We start from the raw sequence: 22506 nt of genomic DNA on the forward strand, positions 1-22506 counted from the left end.
CCTGAGGTCATTGCCAAAAGGCAGCAGGCGCTGGCGCGCATGGAGGCAGCGGAATGAACCGCTGGCACTCATAGTCTCAAAGCTAAAGCCGAAGGGGTGTCCTTCACCCGCCCCCGCTCCTCCCTCGCAACCCGGCCCAGCCGGTCGGATCGGGGGCTGCCGTCAGCGCCAGCGGAGATGCTGAGTGTCGCATTTCTAACTGGCTGGCGACGTCGCGCATCTAACCAGCTTTGACAGAACCTGTAGCCGCAAAGTTAAAGTGTCCTGTTTCTGCAAAGTTGGAATGTCACTCTCCCCGGGTTTTGATGCCCCTCTCTTTCGGGGCTTGATTTTACCGTGGCCGTGGTGAGGATGGCGGCCGAACATATCCGCCAATTCTGCGCCAGGAAATCCCCCATGAAACTTCAATTGTTCCGCAACGCCACGTTGAAGCTCGACTATGCCGGGCGTACCGTACTGATAGACCCCTATCTGGCGCCGAAACACAGCCTGCCGTCGTTTACCGGCCGGTCGCCCAATCCGATGGTCGAGCTTCCAGCTAAGATCGACGATATTCTTAAGGGCGTGGAACTGGTGATCGTTTCACACCTGCATGACGATCATTTCGATAGCGTCGCCATGGAGCGCGTGCCGAAACATCTGCCGCTTTTCTGTCAGCCGGGCGATGAGGCGACGATCCGCGAGGCGGGGTTCACCAATGTGATGCCGCTGACCGAAAGCGCAACCTGGGAGGGGCTGACGCTGACGCGCCGCGAAGGTAGCCACGGGCTCGGGCCGGTGGTCGAGCTGATGGGGCCGGTCATGGGGTTCAGCCTTGAGGCGGCGGGCGAGCCATCTCTCTATTGGGCCGGTGATACGGTGCTTTATCCGCCGGTGGCGGCTGTGATCAGCGATACCAAGCCGGATATTATCGTCACCCATTCCTGCGGCGCACGCTGGGATGGCGATCTGATCGTCATGGACGCTCAGGAAACGGTTGCCGTGTGTGAAGCGGCGCCGGATGCGATCGTCATCGCCACCCATATGGAGGCGCTCGATCATGCGACGATCAGCCGTCAGGACCTGCGCCAGGCCGCAGATGAAAGGGGCATCACGCCGTCGCGGCTGCTGATACCTGCGGATGGTGAGACGGTGGTTCTGAACCGGCCCTAACCGGGTAGGTAATGCGCTGAAGGCCGGCCCCTTCAGCGCATCGTATATCGGCCGAAATTCTATTTGCCCTGAAACTGCGGGGGACGCTTTTCGATGAAGGCGGCCATGCCTTCCTTCTGGTCGCTGGTGGCGAACAGCGCGTGGAAGATGCGGCGTTCGAACAGGATGCCTTCCCGCAGGCCGCCTTCGAGCGCGCGATCGACCGCCTCGCGCGCCGCCATGGTGGCGGCCTTGCCGTAACCGGCGATCGTGCGGGCGGCGGCCAGCGTCTCATCCATGAGCTTGTCTGCCGGCAGGACGCGGGCGGCAAGCCCGCAGCGCTCGGCCTCGGCCGCATCCATCATTCGTCCCGTCAGGATCATGTCCATCGCCTTTGCCTTGCCGACCAGCTTGGTCAGCCGCTGCGAGCCGCCCATGCCGGGGATGACGCCGAGCTTGATCTCGGGCTGGCCGAACATGGCCGTGTCGGCGGCAAAGATCATGTCGCACATCATCGCCAGTTCGCAGCCGCCGCCGAGCGCATAGCCGGAGACCGCAGCGATCTTCGGCGTGCGGAAGGATGCGAACCGGTCCCAGGCGGCAAAGAAGTCTTCGCCGAACATGTCTGGGAACGACTTGCCGGCCATCTCCTTGATATCGGCGCCTGCGGCAAAGGCCTTGTCGGAGCCCGTCAGCACGAAACAACCGACGCCCGGGTCGCGGTCAAGCGGCGCAAGTTCGGTCGCCAGTGCGTTCATGATCTCGGAATTGAGCGCGTTGCGGGCAGAGGGCCGGTTCAGCGTAACGATGACCACCCGGTCCTGCTGTTCGACGATGATCGGTTTTTCCATGGGCGTGATCCTCTTGGCGGACGGTTCAAGGTTTTTGTCAGGCGGTGCTGCCGGATTGTTGCCGTAGCATGTCGATGATGCCGGAGAAATCCTTGTCGGCGTTTCCAAGCTCGTTGAACAGCGCGTAAAGCTCGGCGGCCTTGGCGCCAAGCGGCGTCGTGGCGCCGGCCGACTGCGCTGCCTCCTGCGCAAGCTTCAGGTCCTTCAGCATCAGCGCACCGGCAAAGCCCGGCTTGTAGCCGTTGTTGGCCGGCGACGTGGGAACCGGGCCGGGCACCGGGCAGTAGGTGCTGAGCGACCAGCACTGGCCCGACGATACCGAGGCGACATCGAAAAGCGCCTGATGCGACAGGCCGAGCTTTTCGCCGAGTACGAAGGCCTCGCCGACGGCGATCATGCTGATGCCGAGGATCATGTTGTTGCAGATTTTGGCCGCCTGCCCTGCCGCCGGTCCGCCGCAATGGATGATGCGCTTTCCCATCGCTTGGAAGACCGGCTGAGACTTCGAGAACACATCCTCACCGCCGCCGATCATGAACGTCAGCGTACCGGCAGCGGCGCCGCCCGTTCCGCCGGATACGGGCGCATCGAGCGACGGGCAGCCCTTCCCGGCCGCCATCTCATGCGCCTTGCGGGCGCTGTCGATATCGATGGTCGAGCAGTCGATCAAAAGCGTGCCGGATGGGACCACTGCCACCAGTTCCTGCCAGACCGACAGGACATGTTTGCCGGCGGGAAGCATGGTGATGACCGTATCGACGCCCGCGACGGCTTGGCCAAGCGACGCGCAGGCGGTGACGCCCTTGCTGCGCGCTTCCTCCAGCAGCGGCTGCGAAAGATCGAAACCGTTGACCGCATGGCCTGCCTTGACGAGATTGGCGGCCATCGGGCCACCCATATGACCGAGACCGATAAAGCCGATCGTCATGTTCGTGATCCTTCCTTGATCATATCCGCAAAAAGCGGGTGGGCAGATGGCTGGAAATAGGCGTCGATATCGGCTGCGGTGACATCGGCAAGCCGGGCCGGCCGCCACTGCGGATTGCGGTCCTTGTCGATCACCGCGGCACGCACGCCCTCGTAGAAATCATGGCTGCGCAGAACCGCGGCCGTTGCCGCAAATTCCCGTTCAAGGCAGTCTTCCAGCCGTGCGGTTTGCCGGCCAAGCCGTAGCAGCCGCAGCGTGACGCTCAGACTGAGCGGTGATTTGACCGAAAGAACGGACAGGGCCTTTTCGGCGAAAGGACTGCCATCCCGGCGCAACGCCTCCAGAATGTCTTCGATGGTGTCGAAGTCGAAGAGGCGGTCGATTGCTTCTCTCACGGGTTCGAGAACACCGGCTGGCGGCATTTCTGAACAGCCTTCGATCGCGGCTGAAACCGCTTCACGCGGAGTTCCCGCTGGCAGTGATGCCAACATCTCGATCAAGGCCGGAAGCCGCCCGGAATGGACAAAAACATCGGCAAGGCCGGCGAGGATGGCGTCGGCGGGGCCGAGCGGTTCGCCGGTCAGGCCGGCATAGGTTCCCAGCTCGCCTGCATGGCGTGTCAGGAACCACGATGCCCCGATATCCGGGAAAAAGCCGATGCCGGTTTCCGGCATGGCAAGGCGGGTGCGCTCCGTGACGATCCGGTGGCTGCCATACACGGAGATACCGACACCGCCGCCCATGACGATGCCGTCCATGACGGCGACATAGGGTTTCGGAATGCGGCCGATGCGGGCGTTGAGCGTGTACTCCTCGCGCCAGAACGTCGTTGGCGCGTCCGAGCCGGCTTTCCCGCCGTTATAGATGGCGCGGATATCGCCGCCGGCGCAAAGGCCGCGCTCCCCCTCGCCGGTGACAAGCACGGCTGCAATGGCCGGGTCATCCTGGAAATCGTCCAGTGCCGCCTCGATGTCGCGCACCATCCGCAGTGTCAGACTGTTGAGCGCCTTGGGGCGGTTGAGCCGGATACGGCCGAGCCCGCCGTGGCGTTCAACCAGTGTCTCGGGTTCAGCGGTGGCGGTTTCAGATATGGAGGGCATGGCCAAGGGCTTTCAAGGCGGCTTCCTGGAAGCCTTCGCTGCGTGTCGGATGCGCATGGATCGTCGCGGCGACGTCCTCGAGGCGGGCGCCCATTTCGATTGCCAGCGCAAAGGCGCTCGACAGCTCGGAAACACCGGCGCCAACGGCCTGGATGCCGAGAACGAGATTGCTGTCCGCACGCGCGACGATGCGCACGAAACCGTCTTCCGAGAGCATGGTCATGGCGCGGCCATTGGCATTGAACGGGAATTGCCCGGCACGGACGTCGTAACCCTGCGCACGCGCCTCGTCCGGCGACAGGCCGGCAGTGACGATTTCCGGGTCGGTAAAACAGACGGCCGGAATGCAACGCTTGTCCCATGTGCGTTTCCTGCCGGCGACGATTTCGGCGACCATCTCGCCCTGCGCCATGGCGCGATGGGCCAGCATCGGCTCGCCGGTGATGTCGCCAATGGCGTGGATGCCGCGCATCGAGGTCCGGCACCGGTCGTCGATGCGCAGAAATTTGCCGGCGCGGTCTAGGTCCAGCTCGTCCAGTCCCCATCCCTCCGTGCGCGGCTTGCGGCCGACGGTCACGAGGATCTTGTCGGCCTCAAGCTGTTCTTCTCTACCTTCGGCGGTCTCGATCAGCAGCGCATTGCCCGAAAGTCCCTTGGCGCTGGCACCGGTCAAAACACGAATGCCGAGATCGGCGAGCCGCTTGGCCACCGGCTTGACCAGCTCGGCATCATATTGCGGCAGGATCTGTGGCGTCGCTTCGACAACGGTCACCTCGGAGCCCAGTTTTGCAAAGGCGGTGCCCAGTTCAAGTCCGATATAGCCGCCTCCGACCACGACCAGCTTTTGCGGCACAGTTTTCAGAGACAGAGCTTCCGTGGAAGAAATCACCGGGCCGCCGAAGGGCAGGAACGGCAGTTCGACCGGCTCAGAACCTGTGGCGATCACGACTGTTTCTGCGCGGATGACCTGCGTTCCGGTTTCCGTCTCGACCTCGACGGTCTTGCCGTCGCGGAATTGCGCCCGGCCATGGACGATCTTGACCTTGGCCTTGCGCAGCAGGCCGAGCACGCCACTGTTTAGCCGGCCGACGATGCCGTCCTTCCAGGCGATGGTCTTGGCGAGGTCGAGCTTTGGCGTCTCGACAGTGATGCCGAGCGGACTTTTGGCATCAGCCATATGGCTGACCTTCTCGAATTCCTCGGCAGCATGGATGAGTGCCTTGGAGGGAATGCAGCCGATATTGAGACAGGTACCGCCGGCCTTGACGGCCTCGACGATGACGGTATCGACCCCGAGCTGCCCGGCCCGGATGGCGCAGATATAGCCCCCCGGGCCTGCGCCGATGACGAGAAGTTTGCAGACGATCTCTTTCATGGGCTCAGCTTTCAATGAAAATCAGCGCGGGGGTTTCGAGCAGGACCTTGATCCGCTGGACGAAGGTCGCCGCATCCCAGCCGTCCACCACCCGGTGGTCGAAGCTGGACGACAGGTTCATCATCTTGCGCGGGATGAACTGGCTTCCGTCCCAGACCGGGCGGGTCATGATCTTGTTGACGCCGACGATCGCCACTTCCGGGTGATTGATGATCGGTGTGGTGGCGATGCCGCCCATGGCGCCGAGCGAGGTAATCGTGATGGTCGAACCGGAGAGTTCTTCACGCAATGCCGAGCCTGTGCGGGCGGCTTCCGCCAGTCGCACCAGTTCGGCCGCGCACTCCCAGATGCCGCGCGCTTCCGCATGGCGCACCACCGGCACGGTTAGGCCCGCCGGCGTCTGAGTGGCGATGCCGATATGCACGGCTGCGTGTCGGCTGATGATGCCGGCGTCGTCGTCGAAGGTGGCATTGACGACGGGCTGTTCATCGATGGTCCTGACCATTGCCCGCATCAGGAAGGGCAGGATCGTCAGTTTCGTCTGGTCCGGCTTGCGGCCGGCGTTCATCGTCGCGCGCAGGTCTTCCAGATCGGTGACGTCGATTTCCTCGACATAGGTGATATGGGGAATGCGTGACGTCGCCAGCACCATCTTTTCCGAGATGCGGCGGCGCAGGCCGGTGACCTTGATCTCCTCGACGCCGGTTTTGCGGGCAAGGCCCGCGGGCGCCGGTTGCGGTTGCGCGCCACGGGCAAGGAACTGGTCGAGGTCGTCATGGGTGATGCGCCCGGCCGGGCCGGTGCCCGTCACCTGACGCAGGTCGATGCCGCCCTCCTGTGCCCGAAGGCGCACGGCAGGCGAAGCAAGCGGCCTTTCTTGAGGTGTCTGCGCCGCAGCGCGGGCAACCGGCGCGGCCTGAGCGGATTTCCTGATCTCGACCGGCGGCGGGGTTTCCACCTTTGCGGCGGGCTGTTCGGCAGTTTCGACGCTCACCGTTTCGGCCATCGGAACCGCATCCGCCTCGCCGCCCTCGCCTGCGACCTGAATGCGGACCAATGGCGCCTTGACGGCAACGGTATCGCCGATCTCGGCGCCGAGCCAAAGAACAGTGCCCGTGACCGGCGACGGGATTTCAACCGTTGCCTTGTCGGTCATGACGGCGGCAAGCACCATGTCTTCGCGGACGGGATCGCCGGGCTTTACATGCCATTCGACGAGTTCGGCTTCCGCCACGCCTTCGCCGACATCCGGCATCTTGATGACAAATTCACCCATGGTCACGCCTCCATGACTTCGGCGAGCGCGCGTCCGACACGGCCGGGTCCGGGGAAATAATCCCATTCCTGCGCATGCGGATAGGGCGTGTCCCAGCCCGTGACGCGGACGACGGGGGCCTCCAGATGATAGAAGCAATGTTCTTGCACGAGTGCTGCAAGTTCGGCGCCATAGCCTGAAGTCAGGGTTGCCTCGTGCACGACGACGCAGCGGCCGGTCTTGGTGACCGATTGCACGATCGTATCGAGATCGAGCGGCAGAAGGCTGCGCAAGTCGATCACTTCCGCATCGATGCCCATTTCTTCGGCAGCGGCCAGCGCAACGTGGACCATGGTGCCATAGGCGACAACGGTGACCGCAGAGCCCTGCCGGCGGATTTCGGCCTTGCCGATCGGGATGCTATAGTGACCTTCCGGTACCTCGCCCAGTTCATGCCTGGACCAGGGCGTCACCGGTCTTTCATGATGGCCGTCGAAGGGGCCGTTGTAGAGGCGCTTCGGTTCGAGGAACATCACGGGATCTGGGTCTTCGATCGAGGCGATCAGCAGGCCCTTGGCATCATAGGGATTGGATGGAACCACCACCTTCAGGCCGCAGACATGGGTAAACAGTGCCTCCGGGCTCTGGCTGTGCGTCTGCCCGCCGAAAATGCCGCCGCCGGTCGGCATTCTGAGTACGATCGGGCAGGTGAAATCGCCGTTCGAGCGGTAGCGGATACGGGCGGCTTCCTGGGTGATCTGGTCATAGGCCGGATACATATAATCGGCGAACTGGATTTCGACGCAGGGTTTCAGGCCGTAGGCGGCCATGCCGATCGCCGTGCCGACAATGCCGCTTTCGCTAATCGGCGCATCGAAGCAGCGGGTCTTGCCGTATTTTGCCTGAAGTCCCTGGGTGCAGCGGAAGACGCCGCCGAAATAGCCGACATCCTCGCCGAACACGACCACGTCATCGTCGCGCTCCATCGAAACGTCCATGGCGCTGCGCACGGCCTCGATCATCGTCATTCTGGCCATATCAATATCCTGCCTTCTGCCGCTGGCGGCGAATATGGGGCGGCATCTCGGCGTAAACGCCTTCGAAGATATCACGCACGGACGGCTTTCCACCCGCATGCAGCGTTCCGTGTGCTTCCGCCTGCTTCTGCGCCTGGATCACCTCGTCCAAGATTTCGGCTTCTGCCTGCACGTGGCGTTCCTCCGACCAGACATCTTTCACGATCAGGTGCTTCTTCAGGCGCAGGACGGGATCGCCGAGCGGCCAGGCTTCGGATTCCGTTTTCGGGCGGTAGGCGCTCGGGTCGTCCGAGGTCGAATGAGCGCCGACGCGGTAGGTGACGTATTCGATCAGCGTCGGGCCGAGATTGCGCCGGGCGCGCTCGGCCGCCCACCGGGACACGGCATAGACGGCGAGATAATCGTTGCCATCGACGCGAAGGGCCGGAATGCCGAAACCGAGGCCGCGGGCTGCAAACGTTCCAGAACCGCCGCGCGCGATGCCCTGGAAGGTCGAGATTGCCCACTGGTTGTTGACGATGTTGAGAATGACCGGCGCCTTGTAGGTCGAGGCAAAGACCAGCGCCGAATGAAAGTCTGATTCAGCCGTCGAGCCGTCGCCGATCCAGGCGGCTGCGATCTTGGTGTCGTTCTTGATCGCCGACGCCATGGCCCAGCCGACCGCCTGGACATATTGGGTGGCGAGGTTGCCGGAGATCGTGAAGAAGCCATGCTCCTTGGAGGAATACATGATCGGCAGCTGGCGGCCGCGCAGCGGATCGCTTTCGTTCGAGAAGATCTGGTTCATCATCTCGACCATCGGATAATCGTCGGCGATCAACAGCCCCGCTTGACGATAGGTCGGGAAGTTCATGTCGCCCTTCTTCAGCGCCTTGCGGAAGGCGCAGCTGACGGCCTCCTCGCCCAGATGCTGCATGTAAAAGGAGGTCTTACCCTGCCGCTGCGCCATCAGCATGCGGGCATCGAAGGCCCTGAGCTTCATCATGTTGCGCAGGCCGGTGAGCAGTTCCTCATCGGACAAGAGGCCTGCCCATGGTCCGACGGCTTCGCCGTCGCGGTTCAAGACGCGAATGATCGAATAGGCGAGATCGCGGATGTCTTCCGGCGCAGCATCGATCTCGGGGCGCGGGACGGAGCCGGCCTTGGCTATATTGACGTTGGAAAAATCCGGCATGCCGCCGGGGCGGACGGCGGGTTCCGGAACATGCAGGCTCAATTGCGGGAACTCGGTCATGCCGTGCTCTTCCTCCTCTTGGACCCAAGCTTTCCTTGCTCACTCCCGGAAAGCGGGGTCTCTTGTTTTATAGACTACGCGCAATGACGATGCGCTGCACGTCGCTTGTTCCCTCATAGATCTGGCAGATGCGGACATCGCGATAGATGCGCTCGACCGGATAATCCGACATGTATCCGTAGCCGCCATGGATCTGGATCGCGTCCGAGCAGACTTTTTCCGCCATTTCCGAAGCAAACAGCTTGGCCATGGAGGCTTCCGTCAGACAGGGCTCTCCAGCTTCCTTGAGTTCGGCGGCGTGCAGCACCATCTGCCGTGCCGCCGCGATCTGCGTCGCCATGTCGGCAAGGCGGAAGGCGACGGCCTGATGCTCGATGATCGGCTTGCCGAACGTGATGCGTTCGCGGGCATAATCGCGGGCGGCCTCGAAGGCGGCGCGCGCCATGCCGACCGATTGCGAGGCGATGCCGATACGGCCGCCTTCGAGATTGGCAAGCGCGATCCTGTAGCCCTCTCCCTCGGCGCCCAGCCGCAGGTCAGCGGGTATACGCATGTTGGTAAAGGCGATCTGGCAGGTGTCGGAGGAATGCAGGCCGAGCTTGTGTTCGACGCGAACGACCTCATAGCCTGGCGTATCCGTCGGCACGATGAAGGCGGTAATTCCCTTTTTGCCGGCATCGGGATCGGTGACCGCGAAGACGATGATAACGTTGCCGTTCTTGCCTGAGGTGATGAACTGCTTGGCGCCGTCGAGCACATAATGATCGCCGTCGCGGCGGGCGCGGGTGCGCAGGTTCGAGGCATCCGAGCCGGCCTGCGGCTCGGTCAGGGCAAAGCCGCCGATCCATTCCCCGGAGGCCAGTTTCGGCAGGAAGCGCTGCTTTTGTTCCTCGGTGCCGAATTTCAGGATCGGCACACAGCCGACCGAACTGTGCACACTCATGATGGTCGAGCAGGGGCCGTCACCGGCAGCGATTTCCTCAAGCGCCACGGCATAGGCAACAGTGCCGGTTTCCGAGCCGCCATAGGCTTCCGGCACCAGCATGCCGAGGAAGCCGAGTTCGCCCATCTCCTTCAGCTCGTCTTTTGGAAACGCATGCGACACGTCGCGCTCGGCGGCACCCGGCATAAGCCGCTCGCGGGCAAAATCGCGAGCCATGTCGCGAATCTGGATTTGCTGTTCAGACAGGATCATTGACCGGCGCCCTCCCTAATGCCGCTCGACCGCAATCGCCGTCGCCTCGCCGCCGCCGATGCAGAGCGAGGCCATGCCGCGCTTCAGATCGTAGCGCTCAAGGGCCGCCAGCAATGTGACAATGACACGGGCGCCGGATGCGCCGATAGGATGGCCGAGCGCGCAGGCGCCGCCATGCACATTGACCTTGTCGTGCGGCAGGTCGAGATCGCGCATCGCCGCCATGGCGACGACGGCGAAAGCCTCGTTGATCTCGAACAGGTCGACATTTGTGAGGTCCCAGCCGGTGCGTTCGCTGAGTTTTTTCAGAGCGCCGATCGGGGCGGTGGCAAAGAGATTGGGCGCCTGCGCGTGGGTTGCGTGGCCGGCGATGGTGGCAAGGGGCGACAGTCCCCGGCGGTCGGCCTCGGAGCGGCGCATCAGCACCAGCGCCGCTGCGCCATCGGAAATCGAGCTGGCATTGGCGGCTGTCACCGTGCCGTTTTCGCGAAAAGCGGGTTTCAGGGTCGGGATCTTTTCGAGCCTTGCCTTGCCCGGCTGCTCGTCGCGCTCGACGACCTGCTCCGTCTTTCCCGTCTTGATGATGACAGGCGTGATCTCGGCGTCGAAAAGGCCCTCGCGGATGGCTTTCTGCGCGCGGYTGAGCGACGTCACGGCAAAATCGTCCTGTGCCGGACGGGTGAACTGGTAGGCCTCGGCGCAGTCTTCGGCGAATGTCCCCATCAGGCGTCCCTTGTCATAGGCATCCTCCAGCCCGTCGAGGAACATATGGTCGATGACACGGCCATGGCCGAGCCGGTAGCCGCCGCGGGCACGATCCAGCAGATAGGGCGCATTGCTCATGCTTTCCATGCCGCCGGCAACCGCGATGCTGGCGCTGCCCGCCAGGATCAGGTCATGCGCCAGCATCGCGGCCTTCATGCCCGAGCCGCACATCTTGTTGACGGTGCTGGCGCCCGTCGAAAAGGGCAGGCCAGCGCCGATCGCCGCCTGCCTTGCCGGGGCCTGCCCCTGCCCTGCCGGTAGCACGCAGCCGAACACCGCTTCTTCGACCGCATCCGGCGCAACGCCGCTGCGCTCCAGGGCGGCACGAATGGCTGCGGCGCCAAGTTCAGGCGCTGTCGCGTCCTTCAGGTCGCCCTGGAAACCGCCCATGGCGGTGCGGGCGGAGCCGACGATGACGATGGGATCATGCAGTGTCATTTCAACCTCCAGGAACCAGCCTCAACGCGGCGCCATGCGCAGCGCGCCGTCAAGGCGGATGACCTCGCCATTCAGCATGGTATTTTCGCAAATATGGCGCACCAAAGCGGCAAATTCATCCGGGCGGCCGAGGCGCGGCGGAAACGGCACGCTCTTGCCGAGCGCTTCCTGGGTTTCGGGCGGCATGCCGGCCATCATAGGCGTTTCGAAAATGCCGGGTGCGATGGTAACGACGCGGATGCCGTAGCGGGCAAGCTCGCGGGCGATCGGCAGCGTCATGCCGACGACGCCACCCTTGGACGCCGAATAGGCCGCCTGGCCGATCTGTCCGTCGAAGGCGGCGATAGAGGCCGTGTTGACGATGACGCCGCGTTCGCCCTCGCCGTCCGGTTCCTGCGTCTGGATGGCGGCGGCGGCAAGACGGATCATGTTGAATGTACCGACCAGATTGATGCCGATCGCCTTCGCAAAGCTTTCGAGGCGATGCGGACCGTCGCGGCCAAGCATCTTTTCGCCCGGCGCAACGCCGGCACAGTTCACCAGGCCATGCAGGTGGCCGAAGGTCTCGAGCGCTGCTCCGATCGCGGCCTGCCCGTCGGCCTCGCTGGTGACGTCGGTGCGGATGAACCGCGCGCTCGATCCGAGATCGGCAGCGATCTGCGCGCCGGCATCCTGGTTGATATCGGCGACGACAATGCGGGCGCCAGCCCCAGCCAGCAGGCGGGTGACGGCCGCACCAAGACCGGAACCGCCGCCGGTCACCACAAAAACCTTACCGGAAATATTCATGGCGCTGCCCTTGCTGTACGAAGGCGCGCGGCAGCCTGTCCTTGATACGTCATGCAGCCTCCCCGCCGCGTTCCGCCCATCATGCCTGATTTTAATCATAGCATCTTGCAGAACTTTACGCTCGCGCGGTATTGCAAGCGATGACAGAACTGTCCTTCATTTTTCGGCCGGTTTTGCCATATGAGAGGAAGGCCGATGGTGGACGCGGACCGGCGGATGATCTCGCCCTCGTTTGTCGAGGAGGCGCTCGATTGCTTGCGCCGCGCAGGCAAGCCGACAGCGCCGCTTTTGGCTTCGCTGGGATTGCCGCCCGTTGTGGAAAAGCCGATTTCCGCCGAAAGCTACGGTGCGTTGTGGCTGGCGGTCGCGGCCGAAGTGGACGACGAGTTCTTCGGCATGGGCGAGCGGCCGATGCGCAGCGGCAGTTTTACGCTCCTCTGTCACTGCGTGCTGCATGCGAAGACGCTGGATCAGGCCTTGCGGCGTGCGCTTCGTTTTCTCGGCGTGGTGCTTGAGGATCCGAGCGGCGAACTCGTCACCCGCGATGGGCTCGCTGAAATCGTACTGACGGACAAGGGCAAGGCCCGTTCGGCCTTTGCCTACCGGACCTACTGGATCCTGCTGCACGGTATCACCTGCTGGCTGGTCGGGCGCCGCATCCCGATCCGCAGGGTGGATTTTCGCTGCACCGAACCGCTGGAGGGCGCCGACTACCGCCTCTTCTTCGGTGCGCCTGTACAGTTTTCACAACCCGTCAGCCGCCTCGCCTTCGATCGTGCGGTGCTGAAACTGCCGATTGTTCGCACCGAACAGGCCTTGAAACAGTTTCTTCGCGGAGCGCCCGCCAATATTCTCGTGCGCTACCGCTATGACGCCGGTCTTGCAGCCGCTGTGCGCAAGCGCCTGCGCCAGCAGGCGCCGGCGGCCTGGTCCGGGTTTAGCGCTCTCGCCAGGCAGATGCACATGTCTTCGTCGACGCTGCGCCATCGCCTGCAAGGTGAAGGTCAAAGCTATGCCGGCATCAAGGACGAGATCCGCCGCGACCTTGCCATCGAGATGCTGCTGAACAGCGATGCCAGCGTCGGAGAGGTCGCCGCGCAACTTGGCTATTCCGAACCAAGCGCCTTCCACCGCGCCTTCCGAAAGTGGACGTCAAAGAGCCCGGCAGCGTTCCGGCGGGAGACAGCAACGCCCAGCAGCGGATAGGGTCGCAAGTCGGTTCAGGGGTGCTGGTCAGATCAAACGTGCCAGTTGCTCAAGGCGATGCCCGCACCCTGTTCCAGGCATTGAACAGGTGCCGGCCAAGCACCTCGGAGAGGCGGCCTTGTCGCCGGCTTCGAGCGCCGAAATCATTTCCTCGCTCGCCAACGGCGGCGGCACCGCATTTGCCGGGATGATGCTAGTTGAGAAAAACCTGCACGCTTGCTGCCCGACCGGCTGCGTCGATGACGGTCAATGTGGAATAGCCCGCACCATCCGGGATCCACTGATTGGTCCGGCGTCGCGACGTCTGCGGCAGTGGCTTGCCATTGGCAAGCCACCGGAAGGGCGCCCGCCCGCCCTGCAGCTTGAGGACAAGCGGCATGGAGGTCCCGTCGGTATCGACGCCCAATTCGACGCGGGCTCCTTCGGGGGGATAGACGATCTGTGGCGCCGCCTCGCGGATCGTAGCGGAAACGAGACCTGTGGAGGTCAGCGAAAAGCGGCGCTGGCTGATCGGCAATTGCGATTGGGCAATACGAACCGCGCCGGCCGGAGCCCGCGGCAGCGGCGTCACGGCAACGCCGGATTTGGCAAAGCCCTCGAACAGGATCGGTGCGGCCGTTCCATAGCCGGTCAGGCCCGGTACGGCGCTATTGTCCGGCCGGCCGGTCCAGACGCCGAGAACGTAGCGGCCGTCAAACCCGACGGACCAGGCGTCGCGGTAGCCGTAGCTCGTTCCGGTCTTGTAGGCGATGCCGCGCTGGACGGCGCCTGCCGGCGGCAGTACGCCGGAGAGAATGTCGGATATCTGCCATGTGGCGACCGGATCGAGAAGCGGCTCGCTTTCGATCGGTCCCGGTTGTTCGCGGATGCCGTCGCCAAGCCGGACCGGTTTGCCGCGATTGGCAAGGGCGGCGTAGAGCTGGACGAGGTCTTTCAGATTGATCCCCAGTCCGCCCAGCCCGATCGCAAGGCCCGGTGCCTCGTTGGGCGGCAGGATCGGCCTGACTTCGGCGCGCCGGAAGCGCACCATCAGGCGTGTCGGCCCGACGGAATCCAACAGCCGCACGGCCGGAACGTTGAGGGACAGTTGCAGCGCCTGGCGGATGCTGACGTCACCCTGATAGGTCATGTCGAAATTGCGCGGCCGGTAGCCGAAGAAATCCGCCGGCCGGTCCTCGATGATCGTTTCCTGGGAAACCAGTCCTTCCTCGAAGGCGAGGCCGTAGATGAATGGCTTGAGCGTCGAACCCGGCGAGCGGGAGATGCGCGTCATGTCGATCCAGCCAGAGCGGCTGGCATCGAAATAATCGGCGGAACCGAGCTCTCCCACGATCTCGCCGGTGCGTGCATCGGCCATGACCATGGCGATCGATACTTTGGGGCCGAGCCGGGCGGCGGCCTCCTTTGCCACCGTTTCCAGACCTTTCTGGATCGTCCGGCGCAATGTCGTCTGATGCTGAATAAGCTTCGGTTCTTTCCGCCGCGCCGCCTCGGCGACATGGGCGGCAAAGGCCGGCAATTGCAGGCGGCGAGCCGGCACTGCGACCAAGGCGGCCCGCTCGGCCTCCCCTTCCCCGATCACGGCGGAAACCGCCATGCGCTCCAGCACCCGTTGGCGCGCCGTCTCAGCGGCTTTCAGGTGCCGGTCAGGGCGCCGTTTCTCCGGAAGCTGGGGAAGCGCCACAAGCAATGCGGCCTCCGAAACGGTCAGACGTTTTGGTTCCTTGCCGAAATAGGCCAGACTCGCAGCACGAATGCCTTCGAGATTGCCGCCGTAGGGTGCATGGGTGAGATAAAGATCAAGGATTTCTGCCTTGCTCAGGCGCCGCTCGATCTGCACGGCGCGGGCAAGCTGGCGAATTTTTGCCGCAAACGAACGCCCCTCGCGCGGTTCGATCAGGCGCGCCACCTGCATCGAGAGCGTCGAGGCGCCCGAGACGATCCGTCCGTGGGTGGCGAACTGCCACGCGGCGCGCATCAATGCCCAGGGGTCGACACCCTTGTGCTCCCAGAACCGCTGGTCCTCATAGGCAATCAGCATGCGCACGAATTGCGGATCGACGTCTTTCGCCGTCGTCTGCAGCCGCCAGCGGCCCTCCGGTGTCGCAAAGGCGCGCAACAACTGCCCGTCCGCATCGAGCACTTCGGCCGAGACCGTGCGGGCCTGTTCCAGCGGTGGCGGAAAGGCGCGGTCCGCGGCCTCCAGACCAAACATGATGGCGACGCACAAAAGTGCGGAGCCCAGCAAGGCTGCGCAGGTTTTCGCCCAGAGAGACATTACTCGACCGCCTGAACCTCCATGCGCCCCATCGCGGAGCGCGCGGAGAATTGCGGCCGGTACATGTCCTCGACGCTGGCGGCCGGATGATCGTAGGTGCCCGGTGTGACGGCGCGCACGACATAGGCGACGGTGATCGTGCGGTTATCTCCCGCCGAACGGTCGAAGGCGGCGACGAAGCGATCGCTGCGGAACTCCGTATGGGCCGCCTCGACTTCGCCGATCCATTCGAAATTCGACAGTTTGGCGCTATCGACAAGGGTCGGATTGTCGATCTCGAAACCGGCCGGCAGAAGGTCGGTAATCAGTACGCGTGACGGCCAGCTGTTGCTTTCCGTGGCGTTGATGACAACGACATAGCGCTCGTTCTGCCTGGCCTCCGTGACATTGGCTTCCTCGCCGTCAAGCGTGTAGTAAGTCCGCTCGATGCTGAAACCATTGCCGCCGGCGGGCAGCGGCAACGCTGGCGCCGCAACGGTCGTCACCACGGCAGCCACCGGCGCGCTCGACCGGTTGGTGATCGTCACCGGTTGATCGAGGATCTCGTCGCCGGTCAGACGCGCGGCATAACCGCCGCTGCGCGGCGTGCCGTTGATGTCGAGGTTGATATCGCTGTCCCCGCCCTGGATGGCGCGGGCGGCAAGCAGTGTCCACATCTGTTCCTGCGTGCTCGTGTAGGATTGATGTTCCCATTCGCGGGCGACGATCTTGGCGAGCTGCGGGATGATCGTCGGCACCGGCCGGGCCTCGGCTGCGAGCGTCAGCACGGCAGCATCGTCGCGCAAGGCCGAGCCGTAATCGGACCGATCAAGGCTGGCATTGGTGGCGGTTGTCGACATCTGCAGTGCATCTTCGAAAATGCTCTGCGAGCGCTGCGCATCACCATAAAGGGCAAGAGCGGCGGCCAGGTGCCCCTTCGACAGCGGCGTCGGGAATTCCGAGAGCTTGGTGTCGGCATAATAACGCAGATCGCTGATCGCCGCCTTGCGGTTACGGGCGAGCACATAAAGAGAGTAGGCGATTTCGTTGCCCTGGCTCTTCATGTCGATATCGTAGCTCATCGCATTCTGCAGGTTGTCGAGCGCCTGCACCATGGCCTGGTCCGGCACCTGGTACTTCTGTTCGCGGGCCCGTGTCAGGAAGTCCGTGACATAGGCGTCGAGCCAGAGGTCGCCGGAACCGGGGCTCCAGAGGCCGAAGCTGCCGGTCGAGGATTGGTAGGACAGCACCCGATAGATCGCCTCCTGCACCCGCTTCTGGACGTCACCATCCTCCGGCAGCCCGGATTGCTTGGCAAGTTCGCTCAGATAGAGCAAGGGCAGCGCCCGGCTGGTTGTCTGCTCGGCGCAACCATAGGGGTAGCGGTCAAGCGATGTCAGCAGCGCCGGGATATCGAAGGCGGCGGAGCGGGTGACGCTGACGCTGACTGCCGATCCCTGCAGCATGCTTTCGGCCAAAAGATCGCCATCGACCGTCAGGCTGTCATTCGGCTGTATGGTCAAAGGATGCCGGGTCGTCACCGGCAGGGCGGCCGGCCGCACCGCAACGGAGACCGACTGTTGCAGCGACAGGCCGTCGGCGCTGGTCAGCTCGATCGAGATCGCGCCGTCGCCGGGATGAACGCCGGAGATCGGCAGCGTCAGGTCGAATTTACCGCCGGGCTTGACGCTGAAGGTCTGTTCGGCTTGCGCAGCGTCGATCACCACGGCCGAGCTGCTTGTCACCTTGAGGTTCAGGTCGCCGGCCGGGCCATCGGTATTGGCGATGTCGAGACGCATTTCCGTCTTGTCGCCCGGCGCCAGGAATTGCGGCAGGCTTGCCGTTACCACGACCGGATCGCGGATAATGACATCGGTCGAGGCATGGCCGACGCCGGCCTTCGACCAGGCAACAGCCATGACACGGGCGGTGCCGTTAAACTGCGGGATATCGAAACTGATGATCGCCTTGCCGCCTGCATCGAGCTGGACCGGACCGGAGAAGAATGCCACCAGCTTTTCGGTCGGCGGATTGCCCTGAAGCGGCATCTGGCCGCCGTCACCGCCGGTGCGCAGCCGCCCGGTCGCACCGAGCGAGCCATCGATCAGCCGTCCGTAGAGGTCACGGATTTCAAGGCCAAGCTGACGCTGGCCGAAATACCAGCCGTCCGGATCGGGTGCTTCGTAGCGGGTGAGGTTGAGGATGCCGACATCGACGGCGGCGACCGTGACATAGGCCTCGTCGCCCACCCCTGCCCCGGTCACTTCGACCGGAATATTCAGCGTCTGCCGGGGCAGCGTCTTTTCCGGAAGGTCGAGCTTGAYGGACAGCYTGCGTTCGGCGGGAYCGACGGCCAGCCACTTGATACCGATGGCACGCATCGGCATGCGGCTTTCCTGCGCATCGCCCGGACGATAAAGCGTCGCGGTGACATAGGCGCCCGCACCGAAATCTGCAGTGATCGGAATATCGACCTCACCGCCTTCGGCAGGAATGGTCGCGGTTTTCGTGGCGATCAGCTTTTCCGAGCCGATCGTGACCAGAACTTCGCCGGCAAAACGTGGCGAGACGCGCAGCTTGGCGGTGTCGCCGATCACATAGTTCTGCTTGTCGAGCGCGACCTCCAGGCCATCCGGCGTCTCCGTCGAGCTGGCGGTGACATACCAGCCGGAATCGAATTCGACGCTGGATGCCGGTCCATCGATATCGGCCGTTTCGACTTCGAGGCGGTAACGGCCCCAGTCAGCGGACAGGGCGATTTCGCCGCCTTCCGTGGTGACATCAAGCGTGCCGGTCGAGACCTGCTTGGTCGATGTCACCGGCTCATATTTCCAGGCCGTGCCGTCGCGGTACCACTGATAGTCCTGCTCGACGCGCAGCAGCTTCCAGGTCAGGCCGGTTTTGGCCTGCTTCATGCCACTCTGGTCGATGGCGATGACGTGGAACTTGCCGACCGCATTTTCTGCGAGCTCGCCGGAAAATTCCGGTTTGATGCCGATCATCGCACCCGCCGGCTTGACCGGCAGCGTCAGGGACCGCTCGACGGCGCGGCCGCCGGCTTCCTGAACGCGCACGGTGATATTGGCGTTGAGCAGCTGCGTGGTCGATGGTACGTCCGTCAGGTTGACATCGAACGTCGCCTTGCCGTCCTCATCGAGCGGCTCCAGCCCATCGAGCGTCGTGCGGCTGTCTTCTGTCGCCTCCTCATCGGCAAGGCCAAAGAAGTAGCCCTTGAAGCCGGCGCTTTCGCGGGTCGGCTTCAGGCCGACTTCGCCCTCGAGTTCCAGCCCTGCTGCCGGTGCGCCATAAAGGAAGCGGCCATCGATGGTAATCGGCGCCGGCGTATCGATCTCGATCTGCTTGACGGTGCTCGCCATGTCGAACTCGACCCGGTCGGGCACGAAGTCATCGACCTGGAATTGCTTCTCGCTGATCGCCGTGCCCTTGGGGTCTGTAAATATCTGCACGGCCCAGGTGCCACGCATGGCATTCGGCTGCAGGGGGAGATCGAGCGCATAGCCGCCAGCCAGTCCGCCGTCGCTGACAACGCGGCGGTCCTCGACGCCGTCCGGACGCATAAAGATGAAGGTCAGCGGCAGTTTTTCGATCGCCACCGAGGCGCTGTCGCGGGCAAGGGCGGAGACGTGCACGGTCTCGCCGGCGCGGTAGATGCCGCGTTCGGTCCAGGTCAGCACGTCGATGGCACCCGGTGCTGCCCGCCCGGTGACGCCGCGATCGGACAGGTCAAAGCCGGCCCGCGTCAGGTCGAGGAAAACGAAATCGTCCGTGCCGCTCTTTGCGGTGATGACCGCTGGCGTCATGGCGGCGGTGCCGCGCAGCAGGCCGGCGTCGAATGTCGCGCGGCCGTCGGCGTCGGTGGTGGCAGTGCCGAGGATTTCATTGTTCTTGGCAAGAAGCGTCAGTTCGATGCCGGCCAACTGCCTGGCCGACGCGAGCGAGCGGGCAAAGACCGAGAGACCGTCGGTACCGGAATAGGTGGACAGGCCGATATCCGAAATGACAAACCATTGCGTCGCCTGGCTGTCCCATTCGTTGGACGCGCCCGTCGCCGACACTGCTGTTAGCACGTAGACGCCGGGCTTGCGCTGCGGCAGGGCTTCATCGACGGGAAAGCTGGTGACGACTTCCTTGTTGAGTTCGGTCGAAATGTCGATCGATCCCTGCCAGACCATTTCGCCGTTTTCATCCTGGATGCGCTGGGCGCTGTAGCCGTCGAGTTGCGTCAGGAATTGCGAGGCCGTGAGCAGCGAGGCGATGTTGCGGTCACCGATGCGGTAGAGCTTCAGGTTGGCGCTGGCGGTATTGACCGAAACGATCGGGATACCGCGACGGGCCGTTCCCGGCAGCACGAAGCTGTCGCCGGTAAAGCGCACCATCGCCGCCCGATCCGGAATGTAGACGTCGAGATTGACGTTGGCTTCCAGCGGTTCATCGACGGACGACGGCAGGCCGGAGCGGAAGGCCACCTTGTAACGCTGGCCGTGGCTCAGGCCCTCGACGCAGATCTCGCTGCCCTTGGCTTCGACCGCCTTGGGCGCTGCACCGTCCAAAAGGACGAACGGCGTATAATCGACGCCGGCCTTGACCAGCGGCTCGGAAAACTGGACGCAGACCCGTGGCGTGGCGCTGTCGGAATCGACGGTGTGTTCGGTCACGCGAAAACCCTGACGCGTGCGAAGGTCGGCATATTCGGCGCGAACGGACTTGGCTTCGACCAGTTCAAGGCTGGCCTTGAAGGCGCTGAGAGCACCCCGAAAATTCTCAACGTTCTTCAGCGCTGTCGCCAGGAGGGCAAGCGCCTCTGCCCGCGCCTGAGTGGTGCGCGACAATTGATAGGCATTGAGCGCTGCAAGCGACGCCTGCGTGGCAAAATCGGTATTGCCGGCGACGCGGTTTGCCGCACGCGCGGCTTCCGCCCACAACGCACCATCGTCGGGAGTAATGGACAGCGCGCCCTGAAACGCCTGCAGCGCCGGGCCGACATTGCCGGCTGTGAGTTCGCGGTAGGCGGCAGCCTTGCGGCCATTGAGACCCAGAACGTCCTGATCTGCCAGCACCGAGAGATTGTCTTTCGTTGCCCGGGCATCGGTCAGAAGCTGTTCGGTGACGAAGGCCAATGCCGGCGGCGCGCCGATGTCCGGTTCCGCCGCTGTCGCATCGACGATCTTGCCGGCGATCGCGCCGGCGAACGTATTCAGCTTGTTATAGTCGGATTTGAGGAAGCACCATTTCACCTTCGGATTGTAGGTGAAGGCGCGGCAGGAAGAATCTGCGACGCAGACCTTCTCGCAGTCGGCAAGGGAGACATTCTGCGCCGTCCGCAGGTCGAAGCCGAAATAGTCGCCATCCTGCGTGGTGACGATATGCCGGCCTGTTTCTTCCGCGTGGATCGCGGGTGAAAATGCAAGAATGCTCAAAATGATCGCTGAAAATCGGATAAACGCGCGCATAGACAAAAGTCCTCCCCAACGCTGCCGTTTTGACCGGTTTTACTCTTTAGGCTCACCTGGAGTTTGTCAACCGAACACGGGCAGCGACCTTACTGTGGTCACTGCCCTGGTTAACGGTTGAACGTTACGATTTAATCGCAGCGTCGCAATTAAAAACGCCGACTTGGTATAATCTCTTTCAGGACTGCGAAACCTTGAGCGACGGGCGGTGATCGCCGGCGATCGTTTCGCCGAACGGGCCGGTGTTGGCACTGGGCTTGTGGGTCCTGACCGGGTGGTTCAGCGGCAGGTTGGGCAATACAAGCTCGCCGAACTTGTAGGCTTCTTCCAGATGCGGGTAACCTGAGAAGATAAAGGTATCGATGCCGATCTGGCGGTATTCGTCGATCCGGGCCTTGACCTGATCGGGGTCGCCGACCAGGGCCGTTCCGGCTCCGCCGCGAACGAGCCCGACGCCGGCCCACAGGTTCGGACTGATCTCCAGCTTGTCCTTGCGGCCGCCATGCAGTTTGCTCATCCGGCTCTGGCCGACGGAATCCATCCGCTCGAAAACCTTCTGGGCCGCTGCGATCGTGTCGTCGTCGACATATTTGATCAGTTCGTCGGCAGCCGTCCATGCCTCCTTGGCCGTCTCGCGGACGATGACGTGAAGGCGGATGCCGAAGGTAACCTCGCGGCCTTGCGCGGCAGCGAGCGCCCGGACCTCCGCCACCTTCTTCTCGACATCCTCGGGTGGTTCGCCCCAGGTCAGGTATTTGTCGATCGTGCGGGCAGCGACCTGTTGGCCGACGCCCGAGGAACCGCCGAAATAGAGCGGCGGATGCGGTTCCTGGATCGGCTTGAACAGAAGTTTTGCATCCTCGACGTCGAAATGCTTGGTCTTCGTGGTGACGTCTTCGCCGCGCAGGACGGCCTTGTAGATGTTGATGAACTCTTCGGTGACCTCGTAGCGTTCCTCATGCGAATAATGGATGCCGTCCCCCTTGTTCTCGATCGGATCACCACCGGTGACGACATTGATCAGCAGGCGGCCATTGGAGATCCGGTCGAGCGTTGCGGTCATGCGGGCGGCCAGGGTCGGGCTGAGAAGGCCTGGGCGCACGGCGACGAGGTAGCGCAGTTTTTCCGTCAGGGGGGCGAGCGCCGAGGCAACGATCCAGCTGTCCTCGCAACTGCGGCCGGTCGGGATCAGCACGCCGAAATAACCCAGCGTGTCGGCCGCCTGTGCGACCTGTTTCAGGTAGTTGAGATCGACATTGCGGCCGCCGATCGATGTGCCGAGATAGCGGCTGTCGCCATGGGTCGGCAGAAACCAGAGAACGTCGATTTTTTCCGGAACGGTGCTCATGTGCGATTGTCTCCAGCGTGCGCGAGATGCGGAATGGGTCGTCGCGTAGTTTTTCCGGAAATGGTACCGATCGCAAAATTATAATATCTATAAATTTTATCGTGTATGAAAAATCCGTTCTCCGTT

General features: G+C 63.3%; 15 protein-coding genes and 1 pseudogene. 2 read left to right on the forward strand and 14 right to left on the reverse strand.

Annotated features, from left to right (window positions below; all coding sequences use genetic code 11):
• Positions 1-396 precede the first annotated feature (396 nt).
• A complete protein-coding gene (locus AC1D17_RS19530; protein ID WP_477566991.1) occupies positions 397-1152 on the forward strand; it encodes an MBL fold metallo-hydrolase in 756 nt (251 codons plus the stop codon).
• 59 nt (positions 1153-1211) lie between these two features.
• On the opposite strand, the gene AC1D17_RS19535 is transcribed toward AC1D17_RS19530, so the two are convergent.
• From AC1D17_RS19535 to AC1D17_RS19580, 10 genes are all read right to left on the reverse strand, one after another.
• A complete protein-coding gene (locus AC1D17_RS19535) occupies positions 1212-1982 on the reverse strand; it encodes an enoyl-CoA hydratase (protein WP_477566992.1) in 771 nt (256 codons plus the stop codon).
• A 37-nt stretch (positions 1983-2019) separates the two neighbouring features.
• Positions 2020-2910, reverse strand: coding sequence for a 3-hydroxyisobutyrate dehydrogenase (mmsB, locus tag AC1D17_RS19540; RefSeq protein WP_477566993.1), 891 nt, complete (start codon positions 2908-2910; stop codon positions 2020-2022).
• A complete protein-coding gene (locus tag AC1D17_RS19545; protein WP_477566994.1) occupies positions 2907-4010 on the reverse strand; it encodes an enoyl-CoA hydratase/isomerase family protein in 1104 nt (367 codons plus the stop codon). Before AC1D17_RS19545 ends, mmsB begins: the two co-directional genes overlap by 4 nt.
• Positions 3994-5385: a dihydrolipoyl dehydrogenase gene (gene lpdA / locus AC1D17_RS19550; protein WP_477566995.1), complete on the reverse strand. Its 1392-nt coding sequence runs from the start codon at positions 5383-5385 to the stop codon at positions 3994-3996. Before lpdA ends, AC1D17_RS19545 begins: the two co-directional genes overlap by 17 nt.
• 4 nt (positions 5386-5389) lie before the next feature.
• Positions 5390-6661 carry a dihydrolipoamide acetyltransferase family protein gene (locus tag AC1D17_RS19555; protein WP_477566996.1) on the reverse strand — a complete coding sequence of 424 codons (1272 nt, stop codon included), beginning with the start codon at positions 6659-6661 and terminating at the stop codon, positions 5390-5392.
• Positions 6662-6663: 2 nt separating this feature from the next.
• Positions 6664-7677: an alpha-ketoacid dehydrogenase subunit beta gene (locus AC1D17_RS19560; RefSeq protein WP_477566997.1), complete on the reverse strand. Its 1014-nt coding sequence runs from the start codon at positions 7675-7677 to the stop codon at positions 6664-6666.
• A 1-nt stretch (position 7678) separates the two neighbouring features.
• Positions 7679-8911, reverse strand: a complete 1233-nt coding sequence (locus AC1D17_RS19565; RefSeq protein WP_477566998.1) for a thiamine pyrophosphate-dependent enzyme — start codon at positions 8909-8911, stop codon at positions 7679-7681.
• 67 nt (positions 8912-8978) lie between these two features.
• On the reverse strand, positions 8979-10106 hold the full coding sequence (locus AC1D17_RS19570) for an acyl-CoA dehydrogenase family protein (protein ID WP_477566999.1): 1128 nt from the start codon (positions 10104-10106) through the stop codon (positions 8979-8981).
• 15 nt (positions 10107-10121) lie between these two features.
• Positions 10122-11309: an acetyl-CoA C-acyltransferase gene (locus AC1D17_RS19575; RefSeq protein WP_477567000.1), complete on the reverse strand. Its 1188-nt coding sequence runs from the start codon at positions 11307-11309 to the stop codon at positions 10122-10124.
• A gap of 21 nt (positions 11310-11330) precedes the next feature.
• Positions 11331-12098, reverse strand: coding sequence for a 3-hydroxyacyl-CoA dehydrogenase (locus tag AC1D17_RS19580; protein ID WP_477567001.1), 768 nt, complete (start codon positions 12096-12098; stop codon positions 11331-11333).
• A 195-nt stretch (positions 12099-12293) separates the two neighbouring features.
• On the opposite strand from AC1D17_RS19580, the gene AC1D17_RS19585 reads away from it, so the two are divergent.
• Entirely contained in the window at positions 12294-13304 is a 1011-nt protein-coding gene (locus AC1D17_RS19585; RefSeq protein WP_477567002.1) for an AraC family transcriptional regulator, read from the forward strand.
• A 49-nt stretch (positions 13305-13353) separates the two neighbouring features.
• Here AC1D17_RS19585 and AC1D17_RS19590 read toward each other — a convergent pair.
• The 4 genes and pseudogenes from AC1D17_RS19590 to ssuD form a co-directional block, all read right to left on the reverse strand.
• A pseudogene (locus tag AC1D17_RS19590) lies at positions 13354-13457 on the reverse strand (GntR family transcriptional regulator); the annotation flags it as partial.
• Positions 13458-13497: 40 nt separating this feature from the next.
• The gene (pbpC, locus tag AC1D17_RS19595; protein ID WP_477567003.1) at positions 13498-15582 is read right to left on the reverse strand and encodes a penicillin-binding protein 1C; all 2085 of its coding nucleotides are present in this window, start codon (positions 15580-15582) and stop codon (positions 13498-13500) included.
• A complete protein-coding gene (locus AC1D17_RS19600) occupies positions 15582-21032 on the reverse strand; it encodes an alpha-2-macroglobulin family protein (RefSeq protein ID WP_477567004.1) in 5451 nt (1816 codons plus the stop codon). Before AC1D17_RS19600 ends, pbpC begins: the two co-directional genes overlap by 1 nt.
• A gap of 178 nt (positions 21033-21210) precedes the next feature.
• A complete protein-coding gene (gene ssuD / locus AC1D17_RS19605) occupies positions 21211-22380 on the reverse strand; it encodes an FMNH2-dependent alkanesulfonate monooxygenase (RefSeq protein ID WP_477567005.1) in 1170 nt (389 codons plus the stop codon).
• Between the last annotated feature and the right edge of the window lie 126 nt (positions 22381-22506).

Source organism: Pararhizobium sp. P1_E7 (genome assembly GCF_056405855.1).